Raw genomic sequence first — 25,090 nt, 5'->3', positions numbered from 1 at the left:
GACTTCGCTCACGCGCGGGAGGCGGGTGAGGAGCACGGAGCGTGGCCCCGGGGGTCGCGTGGGTGTCCGGCCGAGGGCCCGCGCGGCGCCGTGCGGGAGTGGCCGGGAGCGGTCCACTCCCTTCCGACGAGCCGTCAGGGGGATGGCCGGAACCGCCTGTTGGAGCAGACTCCGCGTCAACAAGCCATCGGGCGAACGGCTGGTGACCGGCGCTCAGTTCGCGCCTGCCGCACGCGGAATCGACGCGCGGGCAAGGGCGCGGCCTGAGAGCGCCGGGGCCCGGGGAACCGTAAGCTGTGGCTCGTCACAGGGACCGGGCAGCGGAGATGGACATGGCGATGATGCGGCTCCGACGCGAGGACCCGCGTGTCGTCGGCTCGTTCAGGCTTCACCGGCGGCTCGGCGCGGGCGGGATGGGCGTGGTCTATCTGGGCTCCGACCGGCGCGGCCAGCGGGTGGCGCTGAAGGTGATCCGTCCCGACCTGGCGGAGGACCAGGAGTTCCGGTCGCGGTTCGCCCGGGAGGTGTCCGCCGCCCGGCGTATCCGGGGCGGCTGCACGGCGCGGCTGGTCGCCGCGGACCTGGAGGCCGACCGGCCGTGGTTCGCCACCCAGTACGTGCCCGGGCCCTCGCTGCACGACAAGGTGGCCGACGAGGGGGCACTGCCGGCGGCCGACGTCGCCTCGGTCGGGGCGGCGCTCTCCGAGGGGCTGGTCGCGGTCCACGAGGCCGGGGTGGTCCACCGGGACCTGAAGCCGTCCAACATCCTGCTCTCCCCCAAGGGCCCCCGCATCATCGACTTCGGCATCGCCTGGGCGACGGGGGCCTCGACGCTGACCCACGTGGGGACGGCCGTGGGCTCGCCCGGCTTCCTCGCCCCGGAACAGGTGCGCGGCGCGGCCGTCACCCCCGCCACCGACGTCTTCTCCCTGGGGGCGACGCTGGCCTACGCGGCGATGGCCGACTCACCGTTCGGCCACGGCAGCTCCGAGGTGATGCTGTACCGCGTGGTGCACGAGGAGCCGCACCTCGCGGGGGTGCCGGACGCGCTGGCGCCGCTGCTGCTGGCCTGCCTGGCCAAGGTGCCCGAGGAGCGGCCGAGCACGCTGGAGCTGTCGCTGCGGCTCAAGGAGATCGCCGCCCGCGAGGCACAGGGGCCCGGTGACGCCCCTACGCCGGGGCCGCGTGGCGAACAGGACCGGCCGACCGGGCGGATGACCGTGCCGCCCGAGGGGCAGCGCACCCAGCGCCATCAGCATTCCGGGACGACGGCGCGCCCGTCGGGAGTGCGGGCGCGGGGGCCCCGTACGGGCGGGCAGCCGCAGGGCCCGCGTACGGGCGGCCGGCGGACCGGCTCCGAGCCGGCGCGGAACCCGAACTCCGTCTCCCGTCCCGGGGCCGGCCAGAACCCGAGAACCGGGGGGCGGCGGCCTGCCGGTCAGCGCCCGCGGAGCGGGCAGCGGGGTGCCCCGCCCCGGAACACCGGCACCGGACGGCGCCCCGCCAACCCGCGGCTGTTGCGGCAGCGGCTGGTGGTGTTCGTGGTGGTCACGTTGCTGGTGGCACTGGGCATCGCCGCGGCGCAGGGGTGTCAGGGCCCGGTCAGCGGGATGGAGAGCCCCACGGGCGGCGGGTACCGCGTTGCCGTGAGTGCGGGGAGCGCGTCGGCCCGTTGACGTGGGCGCGCTCCGGGGCCGTCGGCGGGCGGCGGGTCCGCGGCGCGGCCGGGTGTGCGTGCGGCAGCGCGTCGGGGCACCGTCCCGGTGGCGCCGGTGACGGAGCGGCCTCGCCCCCGCCCGCATGTGCCGGTCTCCGGCTGCGGCCCGGTCAGGGAAGGTCGCGGCTGCCCTGGCTGACGGGCGCCAGGAGCATGCCGGTGATGGCGTCGGAGAGGAAGTCGCCGGTGGCGCGCCATCGGGGGTCGGTGGCACCGCGGGCGGCGCGCTCCTCGTTCTCGGCGCAGGTCGAGGTGATGATGTGGGTCATCAGCGCGGCCCTCCCCCGCACGATGTTGGCGGGGAGGTGGTCGAGGCGGGCCACGATCGAGTGGACGACCTGGGCCGCGACGGGCGCCTCGCCGCCCAGGCCGCGCAGGATCTCCGCGGCCTGCGGGTCGTGCAGGGCGGCGCGGACGAACCGTGCCCGCCAGGTCGGCCGGCCCTCCCCCGCCTGTTCGGCGAGTTCGACCAGCGCGTCGGTGGCGGGGACGACGAGGCTGCGGACGTCCCCGAGGAGGGAGCCGGAGGCGGCGGACATCTCCCGGCGGGCCGGTTCCAGGCCGGTGATGTGCCGGGTCAGCAGGGTCCGCAGGAGACCCTCGCGTCCGCCGAAGTAGTAACCGACGGCCGAGTGGTTGGTGTTGCCCGCCGCCTCGGCGATCCTGCGGTCGGAGGTCTGCGCGATCCCTCCCTCCGCGAACAGTCGTTCCGCCGCGTCGAGCAGCGCCGTGCGGGACCTCTCTGATCTGGCCATCGGTGGTCGCGTTCTCCCAGGTGGCGGACGCCCTGGCAGGGCGTGGGGACGGAGGCCAACCTAGCCCATCCCGCGTTTGTAAGTCAGGTGGCGTAAGGTGGTCCGGGTCCGACGGCCCCCCACTCGATGCGGCGTGGCGTGCCAGGTCCGTCGCACCTCCCCTCGAACCTCACAGCTAGGAGCCGTACGTGGATCCGTCCACCAGCGCCCCGCCGGACGGCGGAACAGCGGTCGAAGAAGCGCCCGCGGGCCCACCCCAGGAGGACCGCAGGGCCCGGATCGCGCGCTACGTCGCGCTCTTCGCCATGCCGTTCCTGATGGTGACGATGATGTACGCGACGTACATGGGCACCATGCACTCCCCCACGCCGCGTGATCTGCCCGTCGCCGTGGTGGGCGCCGGTCCCGTCGCCGAGCAGTTGGCCGAAGGGCTGGAGGAGGCGTCCGGCGGCGGCGTGGAGGCGCGGCTGGTCGCCACCGAGGGCGCGGCGGTCGGCCTCCTGAAGGACCGGGACGTGGCCGGCGCCCTGCTGCCGCCCACCGGGGCCGGCGGTACGGCGACGATCTACACGGCCAACGCCGCGGGAGCCTCCCAGGCCGGCACCGTCCAGCAGCTCCTGGCTCCGGTGGCGGTGGAGAACGACTGGCGGACCACGGTGAAGGACGTCGCGCCGCTCGCCGACGGCGACATGTCCGGCACGGCGGTGCTGTTCGCCGGCATGGGCATGATGCTGGCCGGGTACGTCCCGCTGAGTCTCATGACGATGTCGCTGCCGTACCTGCTGCGGCTGCGGCGCTTCCTGCCGCTCGCGCTGGGCTGGTCGGCGGTGACCAGCACGGTCATCTGGACCATCCTGGGGCCGGTGGTCGGCGCCGTCGACGGCCACTACCTCCACTTCCTCGGCGTGGGCGTCCTGGCCACCGGCGCCGTCGCGCTGGCCCAGTTGCTCTTCACCAAGCTGGTGGGCCCGCTGGCGGTCCTGTTCGGCATGTTGCTCTGGGTCGTCTTCGGGATGCCCTCCTCGGGGCTGTCGCTGTCGATCCACACCATGCCGGGCTTCTTCCAGTTCCTGCACGGGGTGCTGCCGCTGCCCGCGGCGGGCGGAGCGCTGCGCTCGCTGCTGTACTTCGACGGGCGCGGCCTCGGTTCCCACCTGCTGACGCTCGCCGTGTGGGCGGTCGCCGCGTTCGCCCTCTGCCTGCTCAAGGAGCGCCGCTCCGGACACGCCATACCGGCGGCTCCCGCCGTCACCGGCCCCGGGGAGCCGCTGCCCGCGCTGGCCGGCGGCCCCGTGCGGGCCCCGCGCACCCGGTACGTCGCCGCCGTGCTCTTCCCGCTGTCGATCCTGGTCGCGGTGGTCGGGCTGATGGGCGCCTCGATGCACAAGCCCGAGGTACGGGACATGCCGGTCGCCGTGGTGGGGACCACCCAGGAGCAGGCGCGACAGGCCGTCGCGGGCCTGGAACCCAGCCTCGGCGCCATGTTCGACCTGCGGCCCGTCGACTCCGTGCAGGAGGCCAGGGCCCAGCTCACCGACCAGCGGGTGGCGGGCGCGTACGTGCTGCCGGCCGCTCCCTCAGGCGGCGCCGAGCTGCTCACCGCCTCGGCCGCCGGGCCCAGCCAGCAGACGATCCTGCGCACCGTCTTCCAGCAGGTCGCCGAGGGGCAGGGCGTGGCGCTGGAGACGAAGGACGTACGGCCGCTGACCGAGGACGACACGATGGGCTCCAACAGCCTCTACGTGGCGATGTCCTGGATCATGGCCGGGTTCCTGATCATGGCCGTGCTGCGCGGGGGCGCCCCGGAACTGCGCCGGTTCCGCCAGTTCCTCCCGCTGCTGGCGGGCTGGGCGGCCGGCATGGCGGTGTGGCTCTGGTTCCTCTTCGACGTGCTGATCGGTGCGGTGAACGGACACGCCGCCGTGCTGATCGGTGCCGGTGCGGCCACCATCTTCTGTGTGGCGCTGGCCGCGGGCGCCTTCACCCGGACGGTCGGGCTGGCGGCGATCGTCCCCGTCATGGTCGTGCTGATGCTGCTGGGCGTCCCGGCCTCCGGCGGCGGACTGCCGATCTCCATGGTCCCGGAGGTCTTCCGCCTCCTCCAGGACGTGCTGCCGCTGCCCGCCGCCGTGGACATCGCCCGCTCCCTCGTCTACTTCGACGGCACCGGGATCGGCGGGAACCTGCTGACCGTCGCGGCCTGGGGTGGCGCCGGCCTGGTCCTCAACCTGCTCGCCGACCTCTGGCTCGCGCACCGCGCCCGGCAGGGCAAGGGCATCCCGGCGGAGGTGCCCCGGGCGGGTGCGCCCGGCCCGGCGGCGCGGGCGGAGGCCGAGGAGCAGCGGGAGGAGGCGGCCCTGGCCGGCAGCGCGGCGTCCTGACCCTGCCGCACCGGCGCACGCCGCTCCGGGCCCAGCCGTTCCCGCGCGTCGCGGGGGCGTCGGGGCCGGGGCGGCGTTCCGGTACCTCGGCGCGCCGCGTGGGAGAAGCCGCGACGTGCGAGGGGGCCGGCGCCGGCGGGCCAGTCGGCCGGAGGACGGCGCCCCCCGCCCAGCGCGTGCCGTGTCACGGAAGGCGGCGCCGCCTTCCGTGACACGGCACGCGAAGCCGCCGAGGACGGCCGTCCGCTCCTGAGTGCGCGCGTGAGGTCCCGGGAGCGGCCCGCGAACCCCTGAGCAACCTGCGGACGCGGAGCTGCCGGGGGCCGCCCGCGAGTGGTTCACGACGGCGGGCGAGCCGTCACCTCGGCATCGGTTGCGGCGTCGAGCCGGTCCCCCGCCGCCGCGATCGGCGGCTCCGCACGGTCCCCGGCGCCGTCGCGCCCCTCCCGGGACCTCGGCCAGGACACCGGCGGGGCCGACGATCCCGAGGGGGACCTACCGACACGGCGCCGGCCTCCCGCCCGAGGCCGTCGCCGTACGCTCGGGCAGGAGCCGGCCGGCCCGGGCAGCCGAACACCGCGGTCCGCCGCCCTGTGCGGCTCACCGGCCCGACCCGCCTCGGCAGGGACGTGACTCGCCTCGCCCGGCACGGACGAGGGGCCGACTCGGAGGGCCCTTCCGTGTCAGCGGCGCCCTTGACGACGAGCGGTGCGGGCCGGACCGGCCACGCACGCCCACGGGCTCCCTACCGCGTCGCGTAGAACGTCACCGCGGTCGCCGCCGCGACGTTCAGGGAGTCCACACCGGCCTCCATCGGGATCCTGACCCGAAGGTCGGCCTGGCGTGCCGTGCGCGGGTCCACTCCCGCGCCCTCGGTACCGAACACCAGAGCCAGAGCCGGCAGGTCCCGCGCGACCAGCTCGTCGAGGGTGACCGCGTCGTCCGAGAGGGTGAGAGCGACCGTCGTGTACCCATGGGCTCTCAGCATGTCGAGCGTTTCCGGCATCCCGGCCGTGCGGGTCCAGGGCACGTGGAAGACGTTCCCCATACTGGTCTTGACGGCACGGCGGTAGAGCGGGTCGGCGCATCGCGGCGTCGCGAGGATCGCGTCGATGCCCAGAGCGGCGGCGTTGCGGAAGGCGCTGCCCACGTTCGCGTGGTCCACCAGGTTCTCCAGCACGGCGACCCTTGAGCGTCGCACCCCGCCCGCCTGCGACGGCGCACCGCGCGGCGCGGAACCGTCCGCGCCGGGGTGGCCGCCGATGCCCTCGGGGCCGTCCTCGCGACGGACCTCGGCGAGGATCCGGGCGGGCTCGGGCAGTGGCTTGCGCTGCACGGCGGCCAGAGCGCCACGGTGCACGTGGTACCCGGTGACCTGCTCGGCGAAGGCGGGGGTGACCAGGAGGACCGGGGCGTCGGCGGCCTCGACGACGTCGGCCATGACCCCGAGCCACTTCTCGGAGAGCAGCAGGGAGCGAAGGGTGTAACCGGCCTCGAGGGCACGGCGGATGACCTTCTCGCCCTCGGCGATGAAGAGGCCCTCGGCCGGTTCGCGACGGCGGCGCAGCGCGACGTCGGTGAGGTCGGTGTAGTCGTGCAGGCGCGGGTCGGCGGGGTCGCTGACGGGCTGGGGTACGGCCATGGGGTGCGGGCTCCGGTTCGGTGGCGGTCGCGTCAGGCGGTCGGGCCGACGCCCACGACCTCACCGATGACGATGACGGCGGGCGGCCGCACCTCCTCGGCGCGGACGGTCTCCGCGACGGTGGCGAGGGTCGCGTCGACGCGCCGCTGGGCGGCCGTGGTGCCCTCCTGGACGAGGGCGACCCGGGTGCCCGGGTCGCGTCCGTGGGCGACGAGGGCCTCCGCGATGGCGCCTATCTTGTCCACGCCCATCAGCACGACAAGGGTGCCGCGCAGCCTGGCGAGCGCGGCCCAGTCGACCAGCGAGCGCGGGTCGTCGGGTGCGACGTGGCCGCTGACGACGGTGAACTCGTGGGCGACACCCCGGTGGGTGACCGGGATGCCGGCGGCCGAGGGGACGCTGACGGAGCTGGAGATGCCGGGCACCACGGTGCAGGCGATGCCCGCCTCGGCCAGCGCCTCCACCTCCTCCATGCCGCGCCCGAAAACGAAGGGGTCGCCGCCCTTGAGCCGCACGACGTACTTGCCGGCCCTGGCGTGCTCCACGAGGGCGGTGTTGATCGCCTCCTGCGCCATGAACCGGCCGTAGGGGATCTTCGCGGCGTCGATCACCTCGACGTGCGGGGGCAGTTCGGCGAGCAGGTCGCGGGGGCCGAGCCGGTCGGCGATGACCACGTCGGCCTCGGCGAGCAGGCGACGGCCGCGCACGGTGATCAGGTCGGGATCGCCGGGGCCGCCGCCGACCAGGGCGACGCGCGGCGCGGTGGACTCGGCGCGGGAGGGGCGGCGGGCGGCGAGCAGGGTGCCGTCGCTCAGCCCGTCGACGACGGCGTCGCGGACGGCGGCGGTGTAGCGCGGGTCGCGGCGGTCGGTGTCGCGGGTGAGCACGGCGACGGTGACGCCGGCGCTGCGGCCGGTGGCGGGGGTCCAGGCGGTGGCGGCCTCGGCGTCGTCCGCGCGGACGCACCAGACTCGGTGGGCCTCGCCTTCGGCGGAGGCGGCGGTGTTGGCCTCGGGGTCGCTGGTGGCGATGAGGGCGTACCAGGCGTCGGAGAGGTCTCCCGGGCGGTAGCCGCGGCGTTCCCAAATGATCTCGCCCGCATCCGCCATGGCCTCGACGGAGGCGGTGGCCGAGGGCGAGACGAGCAGGACGTCGGCGCCGGCCGCGACGAGTCCGGGAAGCCGCCGCTGGGCCACCTGGCCGCCGCCGAGGACGACGACGCGCCGTCCGGACAGACGGAGTCCGACGGGATAGGCGGGGTGGTCGGCGGAATGGGCCATGGCGGTGCGGCTCCTGGGGAGGGGCAGGCGGGAGGAGGGCCGCTGCGACGGTGGAGCGGCGGGCGACACGCGGGCCCGCGCGGGGCGCTGTCGGCCCCCACGATACGGCGGGGACGGCGGCGGGCGGGCCCCGGCCCTGGTGGGAGGGGGCGGCGGCCGCCCGGCCCGGCGGGGCGCGGGCGGCCGCACGGCTCACTTCTCGGTGACGCCGGCCGAGTCGAAGGTGGCGACCTCGTGCATGGCGCGGGCGGCGCTCTGCACGATCGGCAGGGCGAGCAGGGCGCCGGTGCCCTCGCCGAGGCGCAGGTCGAGGTCGACCAGGGGGCGCAGGCCCAGCTTGTTGAGGGCGGCCACGTGGCCCGGTTCGGCGCTGCGGTGGCCCGCGACGCAGGCGGCCAGCACCTCGGGGGCGATGGCGCGGGCGACCAGGGCGGCGGCTCCGGCGCTGACCCCGTCGAGGATGACGGGGGTGCGCAGACTGGCGCCGCCCAGCAGCAGCCCGGCCATCGCGGCGTGCTCCAGGCCGCCGACGGCGGCGAGCACGCCGATCGGGTCGGCCGGGTCGGGGCGGTGCAGTTCCAGGGCGCGGCGCACCACGTCGGTCTTGCGGGCCAGCGTCTCGTCGTTGATGCCGGTGCCGCGCCCGGTGACCTCGACCGGGTCGGCGCCGGTGTAGACGGAGATGAGGGCGGCCGAGGCGGTGGTGTTGGCGATGCCCATCTCGCCGGTGAGCAGCGCCTTGTTCCCGGCGGCGACGAGGTCGCGGGCGGTCTCGATGCCGACCTCGATCGCCGCCTTGACCTCCTCGCGGGTGAGGGCGGGGCCGGCGGTCATGTCGGCGGTGCCGGGGCGGACCTTGCGGGGCAGCAGGCCGGGGGTGGCGGGCAGCTCGGTGGCGACGCCCACGTCGACCACGCAGACCTCGGCACCGACCTGGGCGGCGAAGGCGTTGCAGACCGCGCCGCCGCCGAGGAAGTTGGCCACCATCTGGCCCGTGACCTCCTGCGGCCACGGGGTGACGCCCTGCGCGTGGACGCCGTGGTCCCCGGCGAAGACCGCGACGGCCGCGGGTTCGGGAACGGGCGGCGGGCACTTCCGGGAGAGGCCGCTGAGCTGGGCGGAGATGATCTCCAGCATGCCGAGGGCGCCGGCGGGCTTGGTCATCCGCTTCTGCCGCTCCCATGCGTCGCCGAGCGCCTTGGCGTCCAGCGGGCGGATGTTGGCGACGGTCTCGGCGAGCAGGTCGTGCGGCTCCTCGCCGGGCAGCGCGCGGCGGCCGTACGTCTCCTCGTGGACGACCCAGGACAGGGGACGCCGCTTGGACCAGCCGGCCTGCATCAGTTCGGGCTCCTCGGGGAACTCGTCGACGTAGCCGACGCACAGGTAGGCGACGACCTCCAGGTGCTCGGGGAGGCCCAGTTCGCGGACCATCTCCCGCTCGTCGAAGAAGCTGACCCAGCCGACGCCGAGCCCCTCGGCGCGGGCGGCGAGCCAGAGGTTCTCGACGGCGAGCGCCGAGGAGTACGGGGCCATCTGCGGCTGGGTGTGCCGGCCGAGGGTGTGGCGGCCGCCCCGGGTCGGGTCGGCGGTGACGACGATGTTGACCGGGGTGTCGAGGATGGCCTCGATCTTCAGTTCCTTGAACTGCTTGGCACGGCCCTTGGGCAGCGAGGTGGCGTACGCCTCGCGCTGGCGCTCCGCCAGTTCGTGCATGGCCCGCCGGGTGTCGGCGGAGCGGATGACGACGAAGTCCCAGGGCTGGGAGTGGCCCACGCTGGGCGCGGTGTGCGCGGCCTCCAGGACCCGCAGCAGCACATCGTGCGGGACGGGGTCGGAGCGGAAGCCGTTGCGGATGTCACGCCGCTCGCGCATCACGCGCAGCACCGCGTCGCGCTCCGCCTCGGCGTACCCGGCGGCGGCCGGACGCCGCGCCTCCTGCGGGGCCGGGCCCGCCGTCTCGCCGGACGCCTCCTCGGCGGGGACGGCCTGGTCGGCCGCGTCCTCACCGTCCGTACCGGGCTCGGCCGCGACGGGTTCCGCCTCGGGGGCCACGGCCTCGGACGCGGCGGTCCCGGGGGCGGCGGTCTCCCCGGCGGCGGCCTGAGGAGCGGCGCGCCGCGCCTCCGGCGCCGGGGGGACCGTCCCCTCCTCGGGCGCCTCGGTCCCGGCGGGTGCCTGCGCCTCGGCGGGCGGGGCCTCGGTGGCCTCGGCGGTCTGCTGGGAGTCCTCGGGGGCGGAGGCCGTGGCCACGCCGTCCTGGCTCTCGGCACCGTCCTCGGCCGCAGCGGGCCGGGGCGTCGGCGCCTCGGCAGCGGGCTGTTCCGCGGCCGCTCCGGCGGGCGCCTCCTCCGGCTGGCGGGCCGGGTCGGGCGCGGCCGGGGTCCCGGGGGCGGGGGCCTCGGCGGGGTCCTGCACCGGCACTCCGGCCGGCGGCGTGCCCCACTCGGGCACGGGAGCGGTGGGCGCCGGCCGGCCGTCGGCCGGAACGGCGCCGGGGACGGCGGCGAACTGCTCCGGCGAGGCGTCGGCGACGGGCCGCACCTGCTCGGCCACGGAGTTCTCCACGGCCGCCGCCTGCGGGGCGTCGGCCTCCTCCGTCCCGACGGCCGTCGTCGTACCGCTCCGCTGCCCGGGGAGGTCCACGGAGCCCCCGGCCGGTACGGCGGCGGGGACCTGCTCGCCGGGCTCCGCCGGGCCGGCGGGCGCGTCCGCCGCCCCGGTCGGCGCGGCGGCCCCCTCAGCCTCGGGAAGGCCGGGGGCGGGCGAGTGCTCGGGCCCGCCGGAGGCGTCCTGGTGGGTGGCGTCGGCCGGGTCGGCGGGCGCCTCCGGGAAGGGCTGGGCCCCGGCGTCGTGGGCCGGGGTCTCCGGCTGCCCGGGCAGGGGCGTGTGGCCGGAGTGGTCGGGGACGTACGCCGGGCCGACGGGGGCCGCGTCGCCGTAGGAGGTGTGCTGGCCGGTGTTCCAGGAGGCTTCCTGGCCGCCGGACCAGGACGGCTCGGCCTCGGGCAGCGCTCCGAGCTGGGGGCCGGGCAGGGTGGCCGGGTCGGGCTGGTCCAGGTACTCGGGGCCGGCCGTGGGCGGCCCCGGGTGCCGGGCGGGGGCCGGATGGGCGGCGGGGCCCCGGTCGGCGAGGGAGCGGACCTGGCTGCCGCTGGTGCCGCCGGGAACGGGCGGGCCCATGTGCAGGGGGCGGCGGGGCGGCGGGGCCGAGGCGGCCTCCGCGGCGCGGACGGCGGAGACGTCGACGGCGCCGCTGTCCCGGCCCGCGCGCTCGTGGGCGCCCATCTCGGGAGCCTGGGCGTCGGAGTACCCGGGCTGCGGCTCGGCGGCGTACGGCTGCCCTTCGGCGGGGGCGTAGGGCTGCCCCTCGACCGGGGCGTACGGCTGCTCGTGGCCCGTGGCGTACTGCCCGGTGGCGTACTGCTGTTCGTTGTCGGCCGGGAGCCGGCCGGTGGACCAGTCGGGTGCCGGGTACTCGCCCCAGGCTCCCTGAGCGGCGGGCATGAGGAGTTCGTCCTCGCCTCGCCGGGGAGCCTGCGTGGTCCCGGAGACGGAGCCCTGCTGCGGCACCGCACCCGCGTTGCCCGGGAAATCCTCACCCGGAATCTGGCCGGTGTCGGTCATGCGTACCCCTCGCCCATGTGCGTAACTCTCCTGACGGCCCTGCCCCGGCGGACGCGGCCCCGAGGCACCGTCCGCCCGTCGTGTCAACGAGCGGCCGTGCCACGCGGCACGTACCGGACGGGCGGCGGCTGCCGTCCGCCTTTCCGGCGGCGGTCGGCGCCGTGGCCCGCTGCGGAGTGCGCCACGTCGCGCGCCCCCCGGCCAGTCCTACCGCGACGGACCGGGCCTCCGGTGCCCCTTGTCCGGACATCACCGGAGGAAGCGCCACGGGCCCACGTGCGGTACAACGATCCGCCAGCCTACCGCGCGTCGTGTACGGGGCCCGTCACGGGGCGCGGTCGGGGAGCTCGCCGGAGAGCAGGAAGACGACGGTGCGCTCACGCTCGGCCCAGGTGTCGGTGGACAGCTCGACGGACTGGAGCAGGGAACACGCGACCTGGTAGCCGTGGGCGGTCAGGTCGCGGCCGATGAGTTCCGCGTCGTCCCTGGTGGAGGCGTGGGTGACGAGGCGGGCCGGGCGCCGGTCGGCGACGGCGGAGACCACCGCGGGACCGCCTCCGCCGACCCGGACCACGTCGGGCTCCGGCAGGTCCTCCAGGACGTGCGGCGCGCTGCCGTGGACGGTCTGGAGCTGCACCCCGTCGCGCCGCGCGGCCTCGGCGGTGCGCTCGCAGGCGGCGCGGTCGGCGTCGACCGCGATGACGGCGGCCCCGAACAGGGCCGCGTCGACGGCGAGCGCTCCCGACCCGCAGCCGATGTCCCAGACCAGGTCGCCGGGGCGTGGCCCGAGCAGCGCCAACTGGCAGGCGCGCAGCCGCTGCCCCTCGCCCTCGTGGCCGTGCGGTCCGGGGCCGGGCAGGGCCCAGCCGCGCCGGTTGCGGGTGAGGTCGCGGCCCGCGCGCCAGCCGCCCTCCGGGGTGTGGGCGGCGGTGCCCCCGACGACCAGGACGATGTTGGGGTCGCGCCAGCCGTGGTCGGGGGCCCTGTCGGAGGTGACGACGGTGACCTGCTCGCGGTCGGTGCCCAGTTCCTCGCAGATGACGAAGGTGCGGTGGATGTCGCCGAGCAGCAGCCCCAGTTCGGCGGGCCCGGCGCCGGGCGAGGTGAGGACGGCGACCTTGGTGTGGGCGCGGCAGACGTTGACAGCGCGGCGCAGGGTGCGCCGGTGGGCGACGACGATCTCGGCGTCGTCCCAGGGCATCCCGGCGCGGGCGAAGGCGGTGGCGACCAGGGAGACCGCGGGGACGACCTCGACCTCCAGACCGTGTTCGGGGGCGCGCAGGGCGCGGACCACACCGAAGAAGCCGGGGTCGCCGTCGGCGAGGACGACGGCGGTGCCGCGGTGGGCGGCGATCCGCCGTGCGGCGAGGTGGACGGAGCCCAGGCGCACCTGTTCGGCGCGGGCGGGGACGTCGGGCAGGGCGAGGTGGTGGGCGGCACCGGCCACCAGGGTGGCGGCGGCGAGGGCGGAGCGGGCCGCCTCGGTCAGGGGGGTGCCGTCCCAGCCGATCACCGTGACCCGGTCGGCCATCGTCGTCTGTCTCCTGTGGTCTGCGCCGAGGCGCTGGTGAGGGTGGGCGGAGGTGGTGCCGCCCGGCGGGCCGAGGGTGCAGGGTACCGGGTGGCCGACGACGGCGGAGGCAGGGGCGGCGGTGGCGGCCGGGGCTCAGTTCCAGTCGGAGTACGCCGGGTAGCCGCCGGACTCGGCGAGTTGCTCGCCGACGCCTTCCAGGTCCTCGGGGAGCAGGCTCCAGACGATCAGGTCGGTGCGGAACTCCGCCCAGCTGCCGTCCTCGGTACGGGTCCGCGCTATCCGGGCGCCCCGCAGCACTCCCTCGCTGATGCAGCCGGTCTTCTGCGCGACCTGCTGTGCCGCGGTGTTCCCTGCGGCGGTGCGCATCTCCAGGCGTTCGAAGCGCTGGTCGGCGAAGAGCCACTGGGCGAGGGCGACGACGGCCTCGCAGGCGTACCCCTCGCCGCGGGCCCAGGGGGCGACGACGCAGGAGAGTTCGGCGGAGCGGACGCGGCGGTCGACGTGGCGCAGGTGGACGGTGCCGACCAGGCGCTGGGTGAGGAACTCGGTGACGGCGAGGACGATACCGCGGCCGCGCAGGCGTTCGGCGGGGGCGGCGCGGGTGATCCAGTCGTGGGCGTCGCCCTCGGTGTAGGGGTACGGGGCGGTGGTCCAGGCGGTGACCAGTTCGTCGTTCATCATCTCGGTGAACGGGGGGATGTCCGCCACTTCCAGGGGGCGCAGCACCAGCCGTTCGGTGCTGAGGGAGATGTCCGGGAAGGTGGTTGTCATGCGCCGCTCTCCGTAACCTTGGGCCTGGCCGGGTCCCAGCATGCAGCATCACCGCGCCCGGCCGCACCACCGGGTCGGTCCCCCCGGCCAGGGGGGCCGACTGCGGTGGCGCGGCCGGGCGGTGAGGGCGCGTCAGCCGGTGGTGGCCGGGATGACGGAGCCCTCGTAGGTGTCCTCGATGAACTTCTTCACCTCGGGCGAGGTGAGGAGCCGCGCGAGCTTCTCGACCCGCGGATCGTCCTCGTTGCCCTTCTTGACGGCGAGGACGTTGTTGTACGGGTTGCCCTCGGCCTTCTCCAGGAGGATGGCGTCCTCCCGGGGGCTGAGGCCCGCGTCGAGGGCGAAGTTGTTGTTGATGGCGGCGGCGTCGACGTCGCTGAGGGACCGCGGGAGCTGGGCGGGGTCCAGCTCCTTGATCGTGATCTTCTTGGGGTTCCTCGCGATGTCGGACGGACTGGCGTCGGCGCCGGCGCCCTTCTTCAGCTCGATGAGCCCCTGTGCGGCGAGGAGGTTGAGGGCGCGGCCCTCGTTGGTGACGTCGTTGGGCACGGCCACGGTGGCGCCCTGCCGCAGGTCGGCGACGTCCTTCACCTTCTCGGAGTAGACGCCGGTCGGCGGCAGGTAGACCTCGTCGAGCGCGACCAGTTCGGTGCCCTTGGACTGGTTGAACTCGTCCAGGTAGGGCTTGTGCTGGTACAGGTTGGCGTCGAGGGTCCCTTCCTGGAGGGCGGTGTTCGGCAGGACGTAGTCCGTGAACTCCTTGACGTCCAGGTCGAGCCCGGCGTCCTCGGCGAGGTTCTTCCTCACGTACTCGAGGATCTCCCCGGCCGGGGTGGGGGTGGCACCGACGACCAGGGGGCCTTCGGCGCCGGACGCGTCGTCCGAGCCCGCGCCCGAGCCGCACGCGGTGAGGGCCAGGCCCAGGGTGAGGGCGCCCGCCGCGGCGGTGAGCAGGGTCTTGCGCATGGTGCTGTCTCGCTCTCTCGTGACCGCTGCCTGGCTCAGGAGGCCGGGATGACGGAGCCCTTGAACTCGTCCTCGATGAACTTCTTCACCTCGGGCGAGCTGAGCAGCTTGACGAGCTTCTTGACGCGCGGGTCGTTCTCCTCGCCCTCCTTGACCACCAGGAGGTTGGTGTACGGGTTGCCCTCGGCCTTCTCCAGGAGCAGCGAGTCGTCCTTGGGGCTGAGGCCGGCCTCGACGGCGTAGTTGCCGTTGACGATCGCGGCGTCCACGTCGTCCAGGGAGCGCGGCACCTGCGCGGCCTCCAGCTCCTTGAACTGGAGCTCCTTCGGGTTCTTCGCGATGTCCTTCGGGGTCGCGGCCTCGCCCGCGCCCTTCTTCAGCTCGATGACGCCCTCGTCGGCGAGAAGCTGAAGGGCGCGCGCCTCGTTGGTGGTGTCGTTGGGCAGGGCGACCGTGGCGCCCTTCTGGAGGTCGCCGGCGCTCTTGATCTTGTTCGAGTAGAGGCCGAGCGGCTCCAGGTGGACCGGGGCCACCGACTTGAGGTGGGTGCCGTTCTTCTTCTGGAAGTCGTCCAGGTAGGGCTGGTGCTGGAAGAAGTTGGCGTCGACGGAGCCGTCCTCGGTGGCGGTGTTCGGCAGGACATAGTCCGTGAACTCCTTGACGTCCAGGTCGAGCCCGGCGTCCTTGGCCAGGTTCTTCCTGACGTAGTCGAGGATGACGGCGTGCGGCGTCGGGCTGGCGGCGACGGTCAGCGGACCGTTCTTGTCGCCGCCCGCCGAGTCGGACTGCGAGCCGCCGCAGGCGGAGAGGCCGAGGGCGAGGGCGCCGGTGGCGAGGAGAGCGGTGGTGATCTTCAGGTTCTTACGCACGACAAGTGCCTCTTTCCAGGTGTGGGCCTCGCCCTTAGAACAAGGGGTCACGGGCCGGGGACGGGGTACCGCGATGGGTCAGGAAGTCTTGGTGAGCTCCGCTCCGGTGCCGGACCGCGGGGTGGCGCCCGGGGCGCGGTCGCGGAGGAACCGGAGCCGGGGGGCGGCGCCGGAGCGGCCGCCTCGGCGGTGCAGGCCGCGCGCGGCGAAGTCGCCCGCGAACTGGATGAGGGAGATGACGACGGCCAGGACGGCGACGGTGATCCACATCAGGCCGGACTCGAACCGCTGGTAGCCGTAGCGGATGGCGATGTCTCCGAGGCCGCCGGCGCCGACGGTGCCGGCCATCGCCGAGTAGCCGATGAGGGTGACGACCGTGGTGGTGACCCCGGCGATCATCGAGGGCAGCGACTCGGGGACCAGGACCTTGCGGACCACGGTCCAGGTCGAGCCGCCCATCGACTGGACCGCCTCGACCAGGCCGGAGTCGACCTCGCGCACGGCGGTCTCCACCAGCCGGGCGAAGAACGGGATGGCGCCGATGGCCAGCGGCACGATGGCCGCCTCGCGGCCGATGGTGGTGCCGGTGAGCCAGCGGGTGAAGCCCATCAGCGCGACCATCAGGATGATGAACGGCATCGAGCGGGCGATGTTCACGACCTGCCCGATGACCTTGTTGGCCACCGAGTTCTGGAGGAGTCCGCCCCGGTCGGTGAGGACCAGCAGAATGCCCAGCGGCAGGCCGAGCAGGACGGCGATGGCGGTGGACCAGCCGACCATGTACAGCGTGTCCCAGCTCGCCTGCTCCAGCAGGGGCTGCATGTCGGACCAGGTCACTTGGCACCTTCCTTGACCAGTACGGGGGCGGCCTCGGCGGCCGACGGGACCGCGTCCGCCGCGTCCGCCGCGTCCGCCGCGTTCTCGACGTGCAGACCCTGCTCCCGCAGGAAGCCGATCGGCACGACGTTGTCCTCGTAGCGGCCGGGCAGTTCGATCCGCATCCGGCCGACCTGGCGTCCGGCCACGGTGTCCATGGCGGCACCGAGGATCGAGATGTCGATGTTGTACGTACGGGAGAGCTGCGAGATGACCGGCCGGGAGGTCGACTCACCGAGGAAGGTGACGTCGAGGACGGTCCGCTCGGCGTCGCCGGTCTCGCCGCTCACCGGGAAGAGGGCGGAGGCGAGCCGCGAGCCGGGGGTGGCGAGCAGTTCGGGGACGGTGCCGGACTCGATGATCCGGCCCCGCTCCATCAGCGCCGCCGAGTCGCAGATGGACTTGACCACGTCCATCTCGTGGGTGATCAGCAGCACGGTGAGCCCGAGCTGCTGCCCGAGGTCGCGCAGGAGCTGGAGGATGGAGCGGGTGGTCTCCGGGTCGAGGGCACTGGTGGCCTCGTCGGAGAGGAGGACCTTGGGGTCCCCGGCGAGCGCCCGGGCGATGCCGACGCGCTGCTTCTGGCCGCCGGAGAGCTGAGCCGGGTACGCCCTGGCCTTGTCGGCGAGGCCGACCAGCTCGAGGAGTTCGAGCGCCTTGCGGGAGCGGGCGGCACCGGAGTGGCCGAGGATCTCCAGCGGCAGCTCGACGTTGTCCTGCACGGTGCGGGTCGACAGCAGGTTGAAGTGCTGGAAGACCATGCCGATCCGGCTGCGGGCCCGGCGCAGCTCGCGGCCGGCCCGGTTGCCGCGCCCGGCGAGGGCGGTGAGGTCGGTGCCGTCGACCGTGACCGTCCCGGACGTGGGGCGCTCCAGGAGGTTGACGCAGCGGATGAGGGAGGACTTCCCGGCGCCGCTCTGGCCGATGACGCCGTACACCTCGCCCTCGCGCACCGTGAGGTCGACGTCGTCGACGGCGGTGACCTCGCGGCCACGGGTGCGGTAGGTCTTGGTCAGTCCCGATGTGGTGATCACAGGGCATCCATCACTGTCGAGTGCGCGGCGGCGCGTACGCCGGACGCGGGGGCATTCGTGGGGAACGCGGCACGGTCGGGGCGCGGCGCGGGCCGCGGGGAACCGTGTCCGGGTGGGGGTGGGCGCATGCGGTGTCCGGCCCGCTACGGGGCCCGGGACGGGCGTGGCGCCTCAGCCGTCTCGCTTCGGGGCGCGAGGAGATGCGGCAGGGGCCCTCAGAAGGCGCGCATTCGGCCGTTGCGCAGACAACGAGCACCGGGCGTGGTGATCGCCTCGGTCGCGGGTACGCGGTTGCTCGTCGTGGTCATGCGGCCCAGTAAAGCAGACGAGCGGACCGGCACGGGCCCGGCTGTCCGCATGGCGGACAGCCGTGGACACCGGCCGGACAGAGGAGCGGAGTCCGTCAGTCCGCTATCCGGACTTCCAGCGCATCGCCGCTGACCTGCACAGACACGGCCGTCAGGTCGGCCACCACGGCGTCGGCCGTCAGCTCGGGCGCGGGATGCGATGTGGTCAAGGCCACGGTCCACATGCCCGCCGCCCGCCCGGAGGCGAGCCCGGCGGGGGCGTCCTCGAAGACCACGCACCGCTCGGGCGCGACGCCGAGCCGGGCGGCGGCCAGCAGGAACGGCTCGGGATCCGGCTTGCCGCGGGTGATGTCGTCGGCGGCGATCACGGTCGCGGGGCGGATGCCGACGGCGGCCAGCCGGGCCCCGGCGAGGCGGCGGCTGGCGGAGGTGACCACGGCCCAGCGGCCGGCGGCGAGCGAGCCGAGCAGGTCGAGGGCGCCGGGCACCGGCTCCACGCCCTCGGTGACGGCCTCGACCTCCAGCTCCTCGATGCGGGCGACGGCGGCGGCCACCCCGGCGGCCGGTACGAGGTCGGCGACGATCTCGGCGGACGGCCTGCCGTGCATCGGGACCCCGGCGAAGTCGGCGGCGCTCAGCCCCGCCTCCTCGGCCCAGCGGGTCCAGCACCGCAGCGCGGAGTCCACCGAGGAGACGAGGGTTCCGTCGTTGTCGAACAGCAGGGCATCGGCTTCGATCTTCATGCTGCCCGACTGTACGACCGGGCACCCGGCTCCCGGGGCCGCCCGGGGGTGGGCCGCCGACGGCGGGTGAAATGGCCCGTAATAGGGTTCGCCGCATGCTGGATGCCCTGACGATCGCGACGGCGGTGTGCGCGCTGCTCCTCGCCGCCTGGTGCGGAGTGGCCTTCGCCCGCCACCAACCGACCAAGGACTGGCACTTCATCGGGATGGCCGTGGTGTCGCTGCTGGCTCTCGCCCAGCTGGTCGTCGGTGTGGTGCAGCTGGCCCGTGGCGCGTCGCCGGAGCAGGGCACCGTGCTCTTCGTCTCGTACCTGCTGGGCGCGGCCGCCTGTGTTCCCGCCGCCGGGTTCATGTCGCTGGCCGAGCGGACCCGCTGGGGCTCGATGACGGTGCTGGCCGGCGGAGTGGTCCTCGCCGTGCTCCAGGTACGGCTCTACGACATCTGGGGAGGCTGAGGATGACCGGGACCGAGCACGTCCGAAAGGACGGCACGGGTCAGGAGGAGCGGGCCCCGGCCCGCCGCAAGCTGGTCGAGGGCCCCGGCACCCTGCTCGTCTGGGTCTACGGGGTGATGGTGGTCGGCGCCGTCTCGCGCTCGGCCTTCCAGATCGCCACCGAGTTCGGCCGGGCCCCGCTGGCGTACACGCTCTCGGCGGTGGCCGCCGTGGTGTACGCCTTCATCACCTACACCCTGGTCCGCGGCGGCGAGCGTGCCCGGGTGGCGGCGCTGGTCTGCTGCGCGGTCGAACTGGCCGGCGTGCTGCTGGTCGGGGTCTGGACGCTCGTCGAGCCCTCGGCCTTCCCGGACTCCACGGTCTGGTCGGAGTTCGGCCGGGGCTACCTCTTCATCCCCGTGCTCCTGCCCGTCACCGGCATCCTGTGGCTGCGGCGCCCGCGCGCCTGACACCGCCTCGGCACCGGCCGGACGGCCCGTCTCCTCACCGGAGGCGGGCCGTCCGCGTGTCCGGGGCACCCGGCGGCGCTCAGGCGCTGGCGGCGTACTCCTGCCCGGTGGGGGCGGCCTTCTCCAGCACGATCTGCTGGACGCCGTCGACCGTGGTGTCCCCGACGGCCGCGTACCCGGCGCGCCGGTACAGCCGGAGGTTGAGGTCGCTGCGGTGGCCGGTGTGCAGCCTGAGGCGGCTGGCCCCCCGCTCGGTGGTCAGGGCCCGCTCCACCGCGAGCAGCAGCCGCGCGCCGAGCCCGTGCCGCTGGAGGCGGGGATGGACGCAGAGCTTGCCGATCCGCGCCGTGCCGTCCTCGCCGACCGTGCCGGTGACGGCGCCGACCACCTCGTCGCCGAGGCGGGCCACGAAGACGCAGTCCCGCTCCACCGAGGCCCGCACCGAGTCGAGGGACTCCACCAGCGCCTCGATGCGGTAGTTGCCGTACCGCTCGGCCTCGCTCTGGAAGCACAGGTACTGAAGCCGGAAGATCTGCTCGGCGTCGCTCTCCTGCGCCGCAGCGACGATCACACTCATGCCCATGTGTGCATGCCTCTCGCTCACCTGATACGCCGGTTGTCTACCGCTCCATTCCCCCGGGGTCAGGAGCTCCAACCTCCGTCGCGAGCATTCTGCGCAGGCATCCCAGGCAACGGGAACGTTCCGGTCCCACGCTCCCCTGTGAGATACCCAACGTTCCCGCGATCTCGCGGTACGTGAGGTCCCGTCCCGAGAGCAGGGCGGCGAGCAGGCCGCGGCAGCGCGGGGTGAGCGCGGCCACCGCCCGGCGGACCTCGGCGGCGGCCTCCTGCGTCAGGACCCGGCGCTCGGGGCACCCGGCGGGCCCGGTGGCCAGCGGCCGGGGCCGGCGCAGTCGGGCCGTCTCGCGCCGGGCCGGCTCCCGCGCCGCCCGCGCCTCGCTGCGTACGGCGGCGAGCAGACCGGGCCGGGGGTCGGCGGGCGGCCCCTGCACCCGGGCCCGCTCCAGCAGGCGCAGCCACGCGGCTTGTTCGAGGTCGGCGGCGTCCAGCCCGCTCAGGGCGGCCTCGGCGGCCGCCGCGCGGGCCAGGGGCGGCCGCAGCGCGGCGTAGGCGTCGCGGGTCAGCCACCCGGCGCGTTCGGTCTTCGTCATGCTTCGCGGGACGAGGCGGCCGACCGGCGGGTTGCCCCGGACGGCCGCCTGTCACCCCGACCGGTGACACCCCGCGTACGCCGGTGACGCACAGGGGGGCGCGTGGGTGACCGGGGTGGCGCGGAGCGGGCGGATCAGCGCCGTCGGTGCTCGGCGGCGGCGAGCAGCGCGGTGTCGCACTGGTCGGAGAAGATCCCGTCGATCCCGGTGTCCAGGTAGGCGCGGAAGGCGCCGAAGGCGTCGCCGTAGGCGTTCGGGTCGGTGCCGCGGCGGAATTCGGCGGGCAGGAACTGGTTCTCGTTGCGCATCGTGTACGGGTGCAGGACGAGTCCCTTGGCGTGCGCGTCGGCGACCAGGGTGGACGGCTTGCCGAGGGTGCCGTCGGGGCGGCGCGGGATGACCAGGTCCAGGGTGGGGCCGATGCCCTTGGCGTACCGGGCGATCTCCTTCAGTCCGGCGGGGGTGATGAGGTCGGCGACGGTGCGCGGGTCGCCGGACTCGACGAAGTCCCAGGGGCGGGTGGCGGGGCCGGAGAGCAGGACGACGCCGGGGGTTCCGACCAGCCGGTGGAGTCTCTGGATGCTGGTCGGCTCGAAGGACTGGACGAAGAGCGGCGAGGTGGCGCGGTCGCGTCGGTACTCGCGCAGCAGCTCGGCCAGCGGCTCCTCCACTCCGAGGCCGAGCGAGCGGAAGTAGGTGGGGTGCTTGGTCTCCACGTGCAGCCAGACCGGCGCGCCGCGCTCCTTGCCCTGCCGGCCGGCCCAGCGCAGCACCTCCTCGAAGGTGGGGATGTCCCAGCGGCCGTCGTAGAGGGTGCTGTGCTGCCGGGTGCCGGGGATGCGCTCGGTGGCGCGCAGCGTCTTCAGCTCCGCCAGGGTGAAGTCCTCGGTGAACCAGCCGGTCAGCTCCACCCCGTCGATCGACTTGGTGGCCTTGCGGCCGGCGAACTCGGGGTGGTCGGCGACGTCGGTGGTACCGGTGATGTCGTTCTCGTGACGGCATACGAGATGGCCGTCCTTGGTGGGCACCAGGTCCTGCTCGACGATGTGGGCGCCCATGTCCAGGGCGAGCTGGTAGGCGCCGAGGGTGTGTTCGGGCCGGTATCCGCTGGCTCCGCGGTGGGCGATGACGGTCGGGTACGGCAGGTCGCGGAAGGAGCCGGGGCGCTTCCTCCCGGCCGCCTCGGCGGTCCCCGCGGTCTGCGGCAGGCCGAGGGCGAGTCCCGCGGCGGAGGCGACGGTGGCACCGAGCAGGGCGCGGCGCGGGGCGCCGCCGGCGGGGGGCTGTCCGGAGGAGGACTTCGGCATGGAGCGACTCCGTTTCCGTGGGTGTCCCGAACCTGTCAAAGCGGCTCGATCGTAGGGGCGCGCCCCTTGCCCGCGGGAGACCTTGGGCCGAACGGCGGACCAACACAGGTCAACACTGCGTATCCGGTTCATCAACCCGATGTGCGCACCGCGGCGAACCGCGAGTATCGTCCTCACCTGCGTGGTTCCGTGCCGGGTGACCGCCCGGCCCGCCGCGCCGGGCCCCGCCGCCCCCGGGTGACGGCGGGGGTTCGCGCCGACCTGCCAGCCAACCCCAGCCATCGGAGGGCCACTTGTCCAGCCTCGCGTTCATGAGGGCCACCCTCGGTCCCGTCCTGCGCCTGATGTTCCGGCCGCAGGTGGAGGGGGCGGAGAACGTCCCCGGGACCGGCCCGGTCATTCTGGCCGGAAACCACCTCACCTTCATCGACTCGCTGATCATGCCGGTCTGCTGCGAGCGGCCGGTCTTCTTCATCGGCAAGGACGAGTACGTGACGGGCAAGGGCCTCAAGGGCCGGGCGATGGCCTGGTTCTTCCGGGGCGCGGGGATGATCCCGGTGGACCGGGACGGCGGACGCGGCGGGGTGGCGGCGCTGATGACGGGCCGTCGGGTGCTGGAGGAGGGCAAGGTCTTCTCGATCTACCCGGAGGGCACCCGCTCCCCCGACGGCCGCCTCTACCGGGGCCGCACCGGCATCGCGCGCCTCACCCTGATGACCGGCGCCCCCGTGGTGCCGTTCGCCGTGATCGGCACGGACAAGATCCAGCCGGGCGGCAAGGGCATGCCGCGCCCCGGCAAGGTCACCGTCCGCTTCGGCGAGCCGATGGAGTTCTCCCGCTACGACGGCATGGACCGCGACCGCTACGTCCTGCGCGCCGTCACCGACTCGGTGATGACCGAGGTCATGCGGCTCTCCGGCCAGGAGTACGTGGACATGTACGCCACCAAGGCGAAGGCGGCCTGACCCGCCGGCAGGCGGCGCACCGGGCCGGCCACCGCCGGGGAGCCGGCCGGCCACCCACCGCACGACGAGAGGGCCCCGCTGCGGCAGCGGGGCCCTCTCACGCGTATGCGGCGCGGCCCGGTCAGGGGTGAGCGGTGGCCGCCCCGCCCTCCAGACGCTGGCCCCGGAGCAGGAACCAGGCGGCCACGGCGGTGGCGACCAGCACCAGCGCACCGACCGAGGAGGCGGTGTGCAGGCCGTCGACGAAGGCGCGCTGCGCGGCGGCCACCAGCTCGGCCCCGGTCCGCGCCGGCAGCTCCGAGGCGGCCTCGACGGCGCCGCCGAGGGACTCGTGGGCGGCGTCGGCCACGGGGCCCGGCGTCCCCGCCGGGGTCGCGAAGCCGCGGTAGACGCCCGTGACGATGGAGCCGAGCAGGGCGATGCCGAGGGCGGCGCCCAGTTCGTAGGCGGTCTCCGAGACGGCGGAGGCCGCACCGGCCTGCTCCTTCGGCACGGTGGAGAGGATCACGTCTGCGGTCACGGTGAAGGCGAGCCCGGCACCGACGCCGACCACCAGCAGGATCGCGCCGAGCAGCGGGTAGGCGGTGTCCTGGCCGACCAGGGTGATCGCCCCCAGTGCCAGGCCGATCGAGGCGAGCCCGCCGGAGACCACCGCGCGGACCGAGAAGCGGCGGGCGGCCCGGCCCGCGAGCAGACCGGCGATGACGGCGCCGACGGCGGCCGGGAGTTCGGCGAGCCCGGCCTCCAGCGGTCGCCTGCCCTGGACGAGCTGGAGGTACTGGGAGAGGAAGAAGACCAGACCGGCCAGGCCCAGGATGGTCAGGAGGTCGGCGAGGACGGCGGCGGAGAAGCCCCGGTTGCGGAAGAGGTGCATGTCCAGCAGCGGGGACGTCAGGGTGAGCTGGCGGCGGACGAACCAGGCCAGCGCGGCGAGCCCCAGGAGGGCGGCCGCCCCGACGTCCCACGAGGCGCCGTGCACGGCGCCTTCCTTGATCGCGTAGACCACGGCGATGATGCCGACCAGGGAGAGGCCGACGCTGGGCAGGTCCCAGGGGCCGGGCGCGGGGTTCTTCGACTCGGGGAGCAGCTTGAGGCCGACGATCACCAGCACGGCCATGACGGGCAGGTTGATGAGGAAGACCGAGCCCCACCAGAAGTGCTCCAGCAGGAACCCGCCGACGACCGGGCCGACGGCGGCGCCCGCCGAGGCCGCCGCGCCCCAGATGCCGATGGCGACGCTGCGCTCGCGGGCGTCGTGGAAGATGTTGCGGATCAGCGCCAGCGTGGACGGCATCAGGGTGGCCCCGGCGACACCGAGCAGGGCACGGGCCACGATCATCAGCTCGGGCGAGGTGGCGTAGGCGTTGAGGACCGACACCAGGCCGAACGCGGTGGCGCCGGTGAGGAGCATCTTCTTGCGGCCGATGCGGTCGCCGAGGCTGCCCATCGAGACCAGCAGGCCGGCGATGACGAAGGAGTAGACGTCGCCGATCCACAGCAGCTGGGTGCCGGTCGGCCTCAGGTCCTCGCTGAGGAACGGCGTCGCGAGGCCCAGCACGGTGGCGTCGACGGCCACCAGCAGGACGGCCAGCACGAGGACGGCGAGGGCGATCCAGCGACCGGACCGGCTCAGCTCCTGGTCGGCGGCCCGGGTGGAGTGGGAGGCGGTCATCGGGTCACGCTCCGGCGCGCTCCGCCGAGCATCAGCTCGGCCATCAGGTAGGTGAAGTCGTTGGCGGCGACGCGGCCCTGCTGCACGGCGAAGACCGCCGCGCCCAGGAGTCCGTAGAGCGCCTCGGTCAGCCAGGCGGCGGGCAGGTCGATGCGGAACTCGCCGCGCTCCTGGCCCCGCCGGAAGAAGGCGGCGATCCGGGCGTCGAGCCGGTCCCAGCCCTCGTTGACGTCCTCCTGGAAGAGCTGGGCCTCGTTGACCAGGAAGCCGTAGAGCTGGGCGCCGGGCTCCAGGGCGGCCACGAGGCGGCGCAGGGCCTCCTCGGAGCTGCCCTCGTCGAGGCGGGCGGCGTCCATGGCGGCGCCGAACTCCGCGATGCCCTGCTCCTCCAGGGCCCGCACCAGGGCGTCCCGGCCGGCGAAGTGCCGGTGCAGGGTCGCCCGGCCGACGCCGACGGCACGGGCCACCTCGTCCATGGTGGCGCCGGGGTTGCGGGCGAGGAGCGCGGCGGCGGCGCGGAGCATCTGGTCACGATCGACTGACATGGGACAACACTAACCCAGATGAGAC

The 25,090-nt window shown here is 74.7% G+C and carries 21 protein-coding genes; 5 read left to right on the top strand and 16 right to left on the bottom strand.

Annotated features, from left to right (window positions below; all coding sequences use genetic code 11):
• Positions 1 to 326: 326 nt before the first annotated feature.
• Positions 327 to 1,676 (top strand): serine/threonine-protein kinase, encoded by a 1,350-nt coding sequence (locus Sdia_RS13595; protein WP_229831503.1) that lies wholly within the window; start codon positions 327 to 329, stop codon positions 1,674 to 1,676.
• Between the two features lie 151 nt (positions 1,677 to 1,827).
• On the opposite strand, the gene Sdia_RS13590 is transcribed toward Sdia_RS13595, so the two are convergent.
• Positions 1,828 to 2,472: a TetR/AcrR family transcriptional regulator gene (locus tag Sdia_RS13590; RefSeq protein ID WP_100455934.1), complete on the bottom strand. Its 645-nt coding sequence runs from the start codon at positions 2,470 to 2,472 to the stop codon at positions 1,828 to 1,830.
• A 188-nt stretch (positions 2,473 to 2,660) separates the two neighbouring features.
• Here Sdia_RS13590 and Sdia_RS13585 point away from each other — a divergent pair, with 188 nt between their 5' ends.
• Positions 2,661 to 4,853, top strand: coding sequence for an ABC transporter permease (locus tag Sdia_RS13585; protein WP_185392842.1), 2,193 nt, complete (start codon positions 2,661 to 2,663; stop codon positions 4,851 to 4,853).
• 745 nt (positions 4,854 to 5,598) lie between these two features.
• Here Sdia_RS13585 and Sdia_RS13580 read toward each other — a convergent pair.
• The 10 genes from Sdia_RS13580 to Sdia_RS13535 all read right to left on the bottom strand — a co-directional run bounded on the left by Sdia_RS13580 (position 5,599) and on the right by Sdia_RS13535 (position 18,500).
• Positions 5,599 to 6,495, bottom strand: a complete 897-nt coding sequence (locus tag Sdia_RS13580) for a TrmH family RNA methyltransferase (RefSeq protein ID WP_100455936.1) — start codon at positions 6,493 to 6,495, stop codon at positions 5,599 to 5,601.
• 32 nt (positions 6,496 to 6,527) lie between these two features.
• Positions 6,528 to 7,775 (bottom strand): uroporphyrinogen-III C-methyltransferase, encoded by a 1,248-nt coding sequence (cobA, locus tag Sdia_RS13575; RefSeq protein ID WP_100455937.1) that lies wholly within the window; start codon positions 7,773 to 7,775, stop codon positions 6,528 to 6,530.
• A 192-nt stretch (positions 7,776 to 7,967) separates the two neighbouring features.
• Positions 7,968 to 11,399, bottom strand: a complete 3,432-nt coding sequence (cobT, locus tag Sdia_RS13570) for a nicotinate-nucleotide--dimethylbenzimidazole phosphoribosyltransferase (RefSeq protein WP_189500386.1) — start codon at positions 11,397 to 11,399, stop codon at positions 7,968 to 7,970.
• Positions 11,400 to 11,724: 325 nt separating this feature from the next.
• Positions 11,725 to 12,930, bottom strand: coding sequence for a precorrin-6y C5,15-methyltransferase (decarboxylating) subunit CbiE (gene cbiE / locus Sdia_RS13565; RefSeq protein ID WP_100455939.1), 1,206 nt, complete (start codon positions 12,928 to 12,930; stop codon positions 11,725 to 11,727).
• A 135-nt stretch (positions 12,931 to 13,065) separates the two neighbouring features.
• Positions 13,066 to 13,704, bottom strand: a complete 639-nt coding sequence (locus Sdia_RS13560) for a GNAT family N-acetyltransferase (protein ID WP_100455940.1) — start codon at positions 13,702 to 13,704, stop codon at positions 13,066 to 13,068.
• Positions 13,705 to 13,836: 132 nt separating this feature from the next.
• Entirely contained in the window at positions 13,837 to 14,670 is an 834-nt protein-coding gene (locus tag Sdia_RS13555) for a MetQ/NlpA family ABC transporter substrate-binding protein (RefSeq protein ID WP_115068453.1), read from the bottom strand.
• Positions 14,671 to 14,705: 35 nt separating this feature from the next.
• On the bottom strand, positions 14,706 to 15,539 hold the full coding sequence (locus Sdia_RS13550) for a MetQ/NlpA family ABC transporter substrate-binding protein (RefSeq protein WP_115068454.1): 834 nt from the start codon (positions 15,537 to 15,539) through the stop codon (positions 14,706 to 14,708).
• Positions 15,540 to 15,617: 78 nt separating this feature from the next.
• Positions 15,618 to 16,376, bottom strand: a complete 759-nt coding sequence (locus Sdia_RS13545; RefSeq protein WP_100455943.1) for a methionine ABC transporter permease — start codon at positions 16,374 to 16,376, stop codon at positions 15,618 to 15,620.
• The gene (locus Sdia_RS13540) at positions 16,373 to 17,449 is read right to left on the bottom strand and encodes a methionine ABC transporter ATP-binding protein (protein ID WP_189500387.1); all 1,077 of its coding nucleotides are present in this window, start codon (positions 17,447 to 17,449) and stop codon (positions 16,373 to 16,375) included. The genes Sdia_RS13545 and Sdia_RS13540 overlap by 4 nt, the downstream gene beginning before the upstream one ends.
• 403 nt (positions 17,450 to 17,852) lie before the next feature.
• Entirely contained in the window at positions 17,853 to 18,500 is a 648-nt protein-coding gene (locus Sdia_RS13535; RefSeq protein WP_100455945.1) for an HAD-IA family hydrolase, read from the bottom strand.
• Positions 18,501 to 18,595: 95 nt separating this feature from the next.
• On the opposite strand from Sdia_RS13535, the gene Sdia_RS13530 reads away from it, so the two are divergent.
• Together Sdia_RS13530 and Sdia_RS13525 are read left to right on the top strand one after the other, a co-directional pair.
• Positions 18,596 to 18,955 carry a hypothetical protein gene (locus Sdia_RS13530; RefSeq protein WP_100455946.1) on the top strand — a complete coding sequence of 120 codons (360 nt, stop codon included), beginning with the start codon at positions 18,596 to 18,598 and terminating at the stop codon, positions 18,953 to 18,955.
• A 2-nt stretch (positions 18,956 to 18,957) separates the two neighbouring features.
• A complete protein-coding gene (locus tag Sdia_RS13525) occupies positions 18,958 to 19,404 on the top strand; it encodes a hypothetical protein (RefSeq protein ID WP_189400624.1) in 447 nt (148 codons plus the stop codon).
• A gap of 79 nt (positions 19,405 to 19,483) precedes the next feature.
• Here Sdia_RS13525 and Sdia_RS13520 read toward each other — a convergent pair whose 3' ends face one another.
• The 3 genes from Sdia_RS13520 to Sdia_RS13510 all read right to left on the bottom strand — a co-directional run bounded on the left by Sdia_RS13520 (position 19,484) and on the right by Sdia_RS13510 (position 21,883).
• The gene (locus Sdia_RS13520) at positions 19,484 to 19,987 is read right to left on the bottom strand and encodes a GNAT family N-acetyltransferase (RefSeq protein WP_100455948.1); all 504 of its coding nucleotides are present in this window, start codon (positions 19,985 to 19,987) and stop codon (positions 19,484 to 19,486) included.
• Between the two features lie 37 nt (positions 19,988 to 20,024).
• Positions 20,025 to 20,576: an RNA polymerase sigma factor gene (locus Sdia_RS13515; protein ID WP_100455949.1), complete on the bottom strand. Its 552-nt coding sequence runs from the start codon at positions 20,574 to 20,576 to the stop codon at positions 20,025 to 20,027.
• A gap of 134 nt (positions 20,577 to 20,710) precedes the next feature.
• Positions 20,711 to 21,883 carry a glycerophosphodiester phosphodiesterase gene (locus tag Sdia_RS13510; protein WP_115068455.1) on the bottom strand — a complete coding sequence of 391 codons (1,173 nt, stop codon included), beginning with the start codon at positions 21,881 to 21,883 and terminating at the stop codon, positions 20,711 to 20,713.
• A 311-nt stretch (positions 21,884 to 22,194) separates the two neighbouring features.
• Here Sdia_RS13510 and Sdia_RS13505 point away from each other — a divergent pair, with 311 nt between their 5' ends.
• On the top strand, positions 22,195 to 22,848 hold the full coding sequence (locus Sdia_RS13505; RefSeq protein WP_370464573.1) for a lysophospholipid acyltransferase family protein: 654 nt from the start codon (positions 22,195 to 22,197) through the stop codon (positions 22,846 to 22,848).
• 121 nt (positions 22,849 to 22,969) lie between these two features.
• On the opposite strand, the gene Sdia_RS13500 is transcribed toward Sdia_RS13505, so the two are convergent.
• Positions 22,970 to 24,520 (bottom strand): MFS transporter, encoded by a 1,551-nt coding sequence (locus tag Sdia_RS13500; protein WP_100455952.1) that lies wholly within the window; start codon positions 24,518 to 24,520, stop codon positions 22,970 to 22,972.
• Complete coding sequence (locus Sdia_RS13495; RefSeq protein ID WP_100455953.1) at positions 24,517 to 25,065, bottom strand: TetR/AcrR family transcriptional regulator; 549 nt, start codon at positions 25,063 to 25,065, stop codon at positions 24,517 to 24,519. The genes Sdia_RS13500 and Sdia_RS13495 overlap by 4 nt, the downstream gene beginning before the upstream one ends.
• Between the last annotated feature and the right edge of the window lie 25 nt (positions 25,066 to 25,090).

Source organism: Streptomyces diastaticus subsp. diastaticus (genome assembly GCF_011170125.1).
Taxonomy (GTDB): Bacteria; Actinomycetota; Actinomycetes; order Streptomycetales; family Streptomycetaceae; genus Streptomyces; species Streptomyces diastaticus.
Note: the sequence above shows the minus strand (reverse complement) of the source record. Positions and strands in the feature narration are given on the sequence as shown.

Bases quoted from the DNA above. Each gene is read 5' to 3' on its own strand.
- Sdia_RS13505 (WP_370464573.1), top strand. From the start codon at position 22,195: ATGAGGGCCACCCTCGGTCCCGTCCTGCGCCTGATGTTCCGGCCGCAG.
- Sdia_RS13560 (WP_100455940.1), bottom strand. From the start codon at position 13,704: ATGACAACCACCTTCCCGGACATCTCCCTCAGCACCGAACGGCTGGTG.
- cbiE (WP_100455939.1), bottom strand. From the start codon at position 12,930: ATGGCCGACCGGGTCACGGTGATCGGCTGGGACGGCACCCCCCTGACC.
- Sdia_RS13510 (WP_115068455.1), bottom strand. From the start codon at position 21,883: ATGCCGAAGTCCTCCTCCGGACAGCCCCCCGCCGGCGGCGCCCCGCGC.
- Sdia_RS13515 (WP_100455949.1), bottom strand. From the start codon at position 20,576: ATGACGAAGACCGAACGCGCCGGGTGGCTGACCCGCGACGCCTACGCC.
- Sdia_RS13495 (WP_100455953.1), bottom strand. From the start codon at position 25,065: ATGTCAGTCGATCGTGACCAGATGCTCCGCGCCGCCGCCGCGCTCCTC.
- Sdia_RS13555 (WP_115068453.1), bottom strand. From the start codon at position 14,670: ATGCGCAAGACCCTGCTCACCGCCGCGGCGGGCGCCCTCACCCTGGGC.
- Sdia_RS13590 (WP_100455934.1), bottom strand. From the start codon at position 2,472: ATGGCCAGATCAGAGAGGTCCCGCACGGCGCTGCTCGACGCGGCGGAA.
- Sdia_RS13525 (WP_189400624.1), top strand. From the start codon at position 18,958: ATGACCGGGACCGAGCACGTCCGAAAGGACGGCACGGGTCAGGAGGAG.
- Sdia_RS13580 (WP_100455936.1), bottom strand. From the start codon at position 6,495: ATGGCCGTACCCCAGCCCGTCAGCGACCCCGCCGACCCGCGCCTGCAC.
- Sdia_RS13535 (WP_100455945.1), bottom strand. From the start codon at position 18,500: ATGAAGATCGAAGCCGATGCCCTGCTGTTCGACAACGACGGAACCCTC.
- Sdia_RS13530 (WP_100455946.1), top strand. From the start codon at position 18,596: ATGCTGGATGCCCTGACGATCGCGACGGCGGTGTGCGCGCTGCTCCTC.
- cobT (WP_189500386.1), bottom strand. From the start codon at position 11,399: ATGACCGACACCGGCCAGATTCCGGGTGAGGATTTCCCGGGCAACGCG.
- Sdia_RS13520 (WP_100455948.1), bottom strand. From the start codon at position 19,987: ATGGGCATGAGTGTGATCGTCGCTGCGGCGCAGGAGAGCGACGCCGAG.
- Sdia_RS13500 (WP_100455952.1), bottom strand. From the start codon at position 24,520: ATGACCGCCTCCCACTCCACCCGGGCCGCCGACCAGGAGCTGAGCCGG.
- Sdia_RS13595 (WP_229831503.1), top strand. From the start codon at position 327: ATGGACATGGCGATGATGCGGCTCCGACGCGAGGACCCGCGTGTCGTC.
- cobA (WP_100455937.1), bottom strand. From the start codon at position 7,775: ATGGCCCATTCCGCCGACCACCCCGCCTATCCCGTCGGACTCCGTCTG.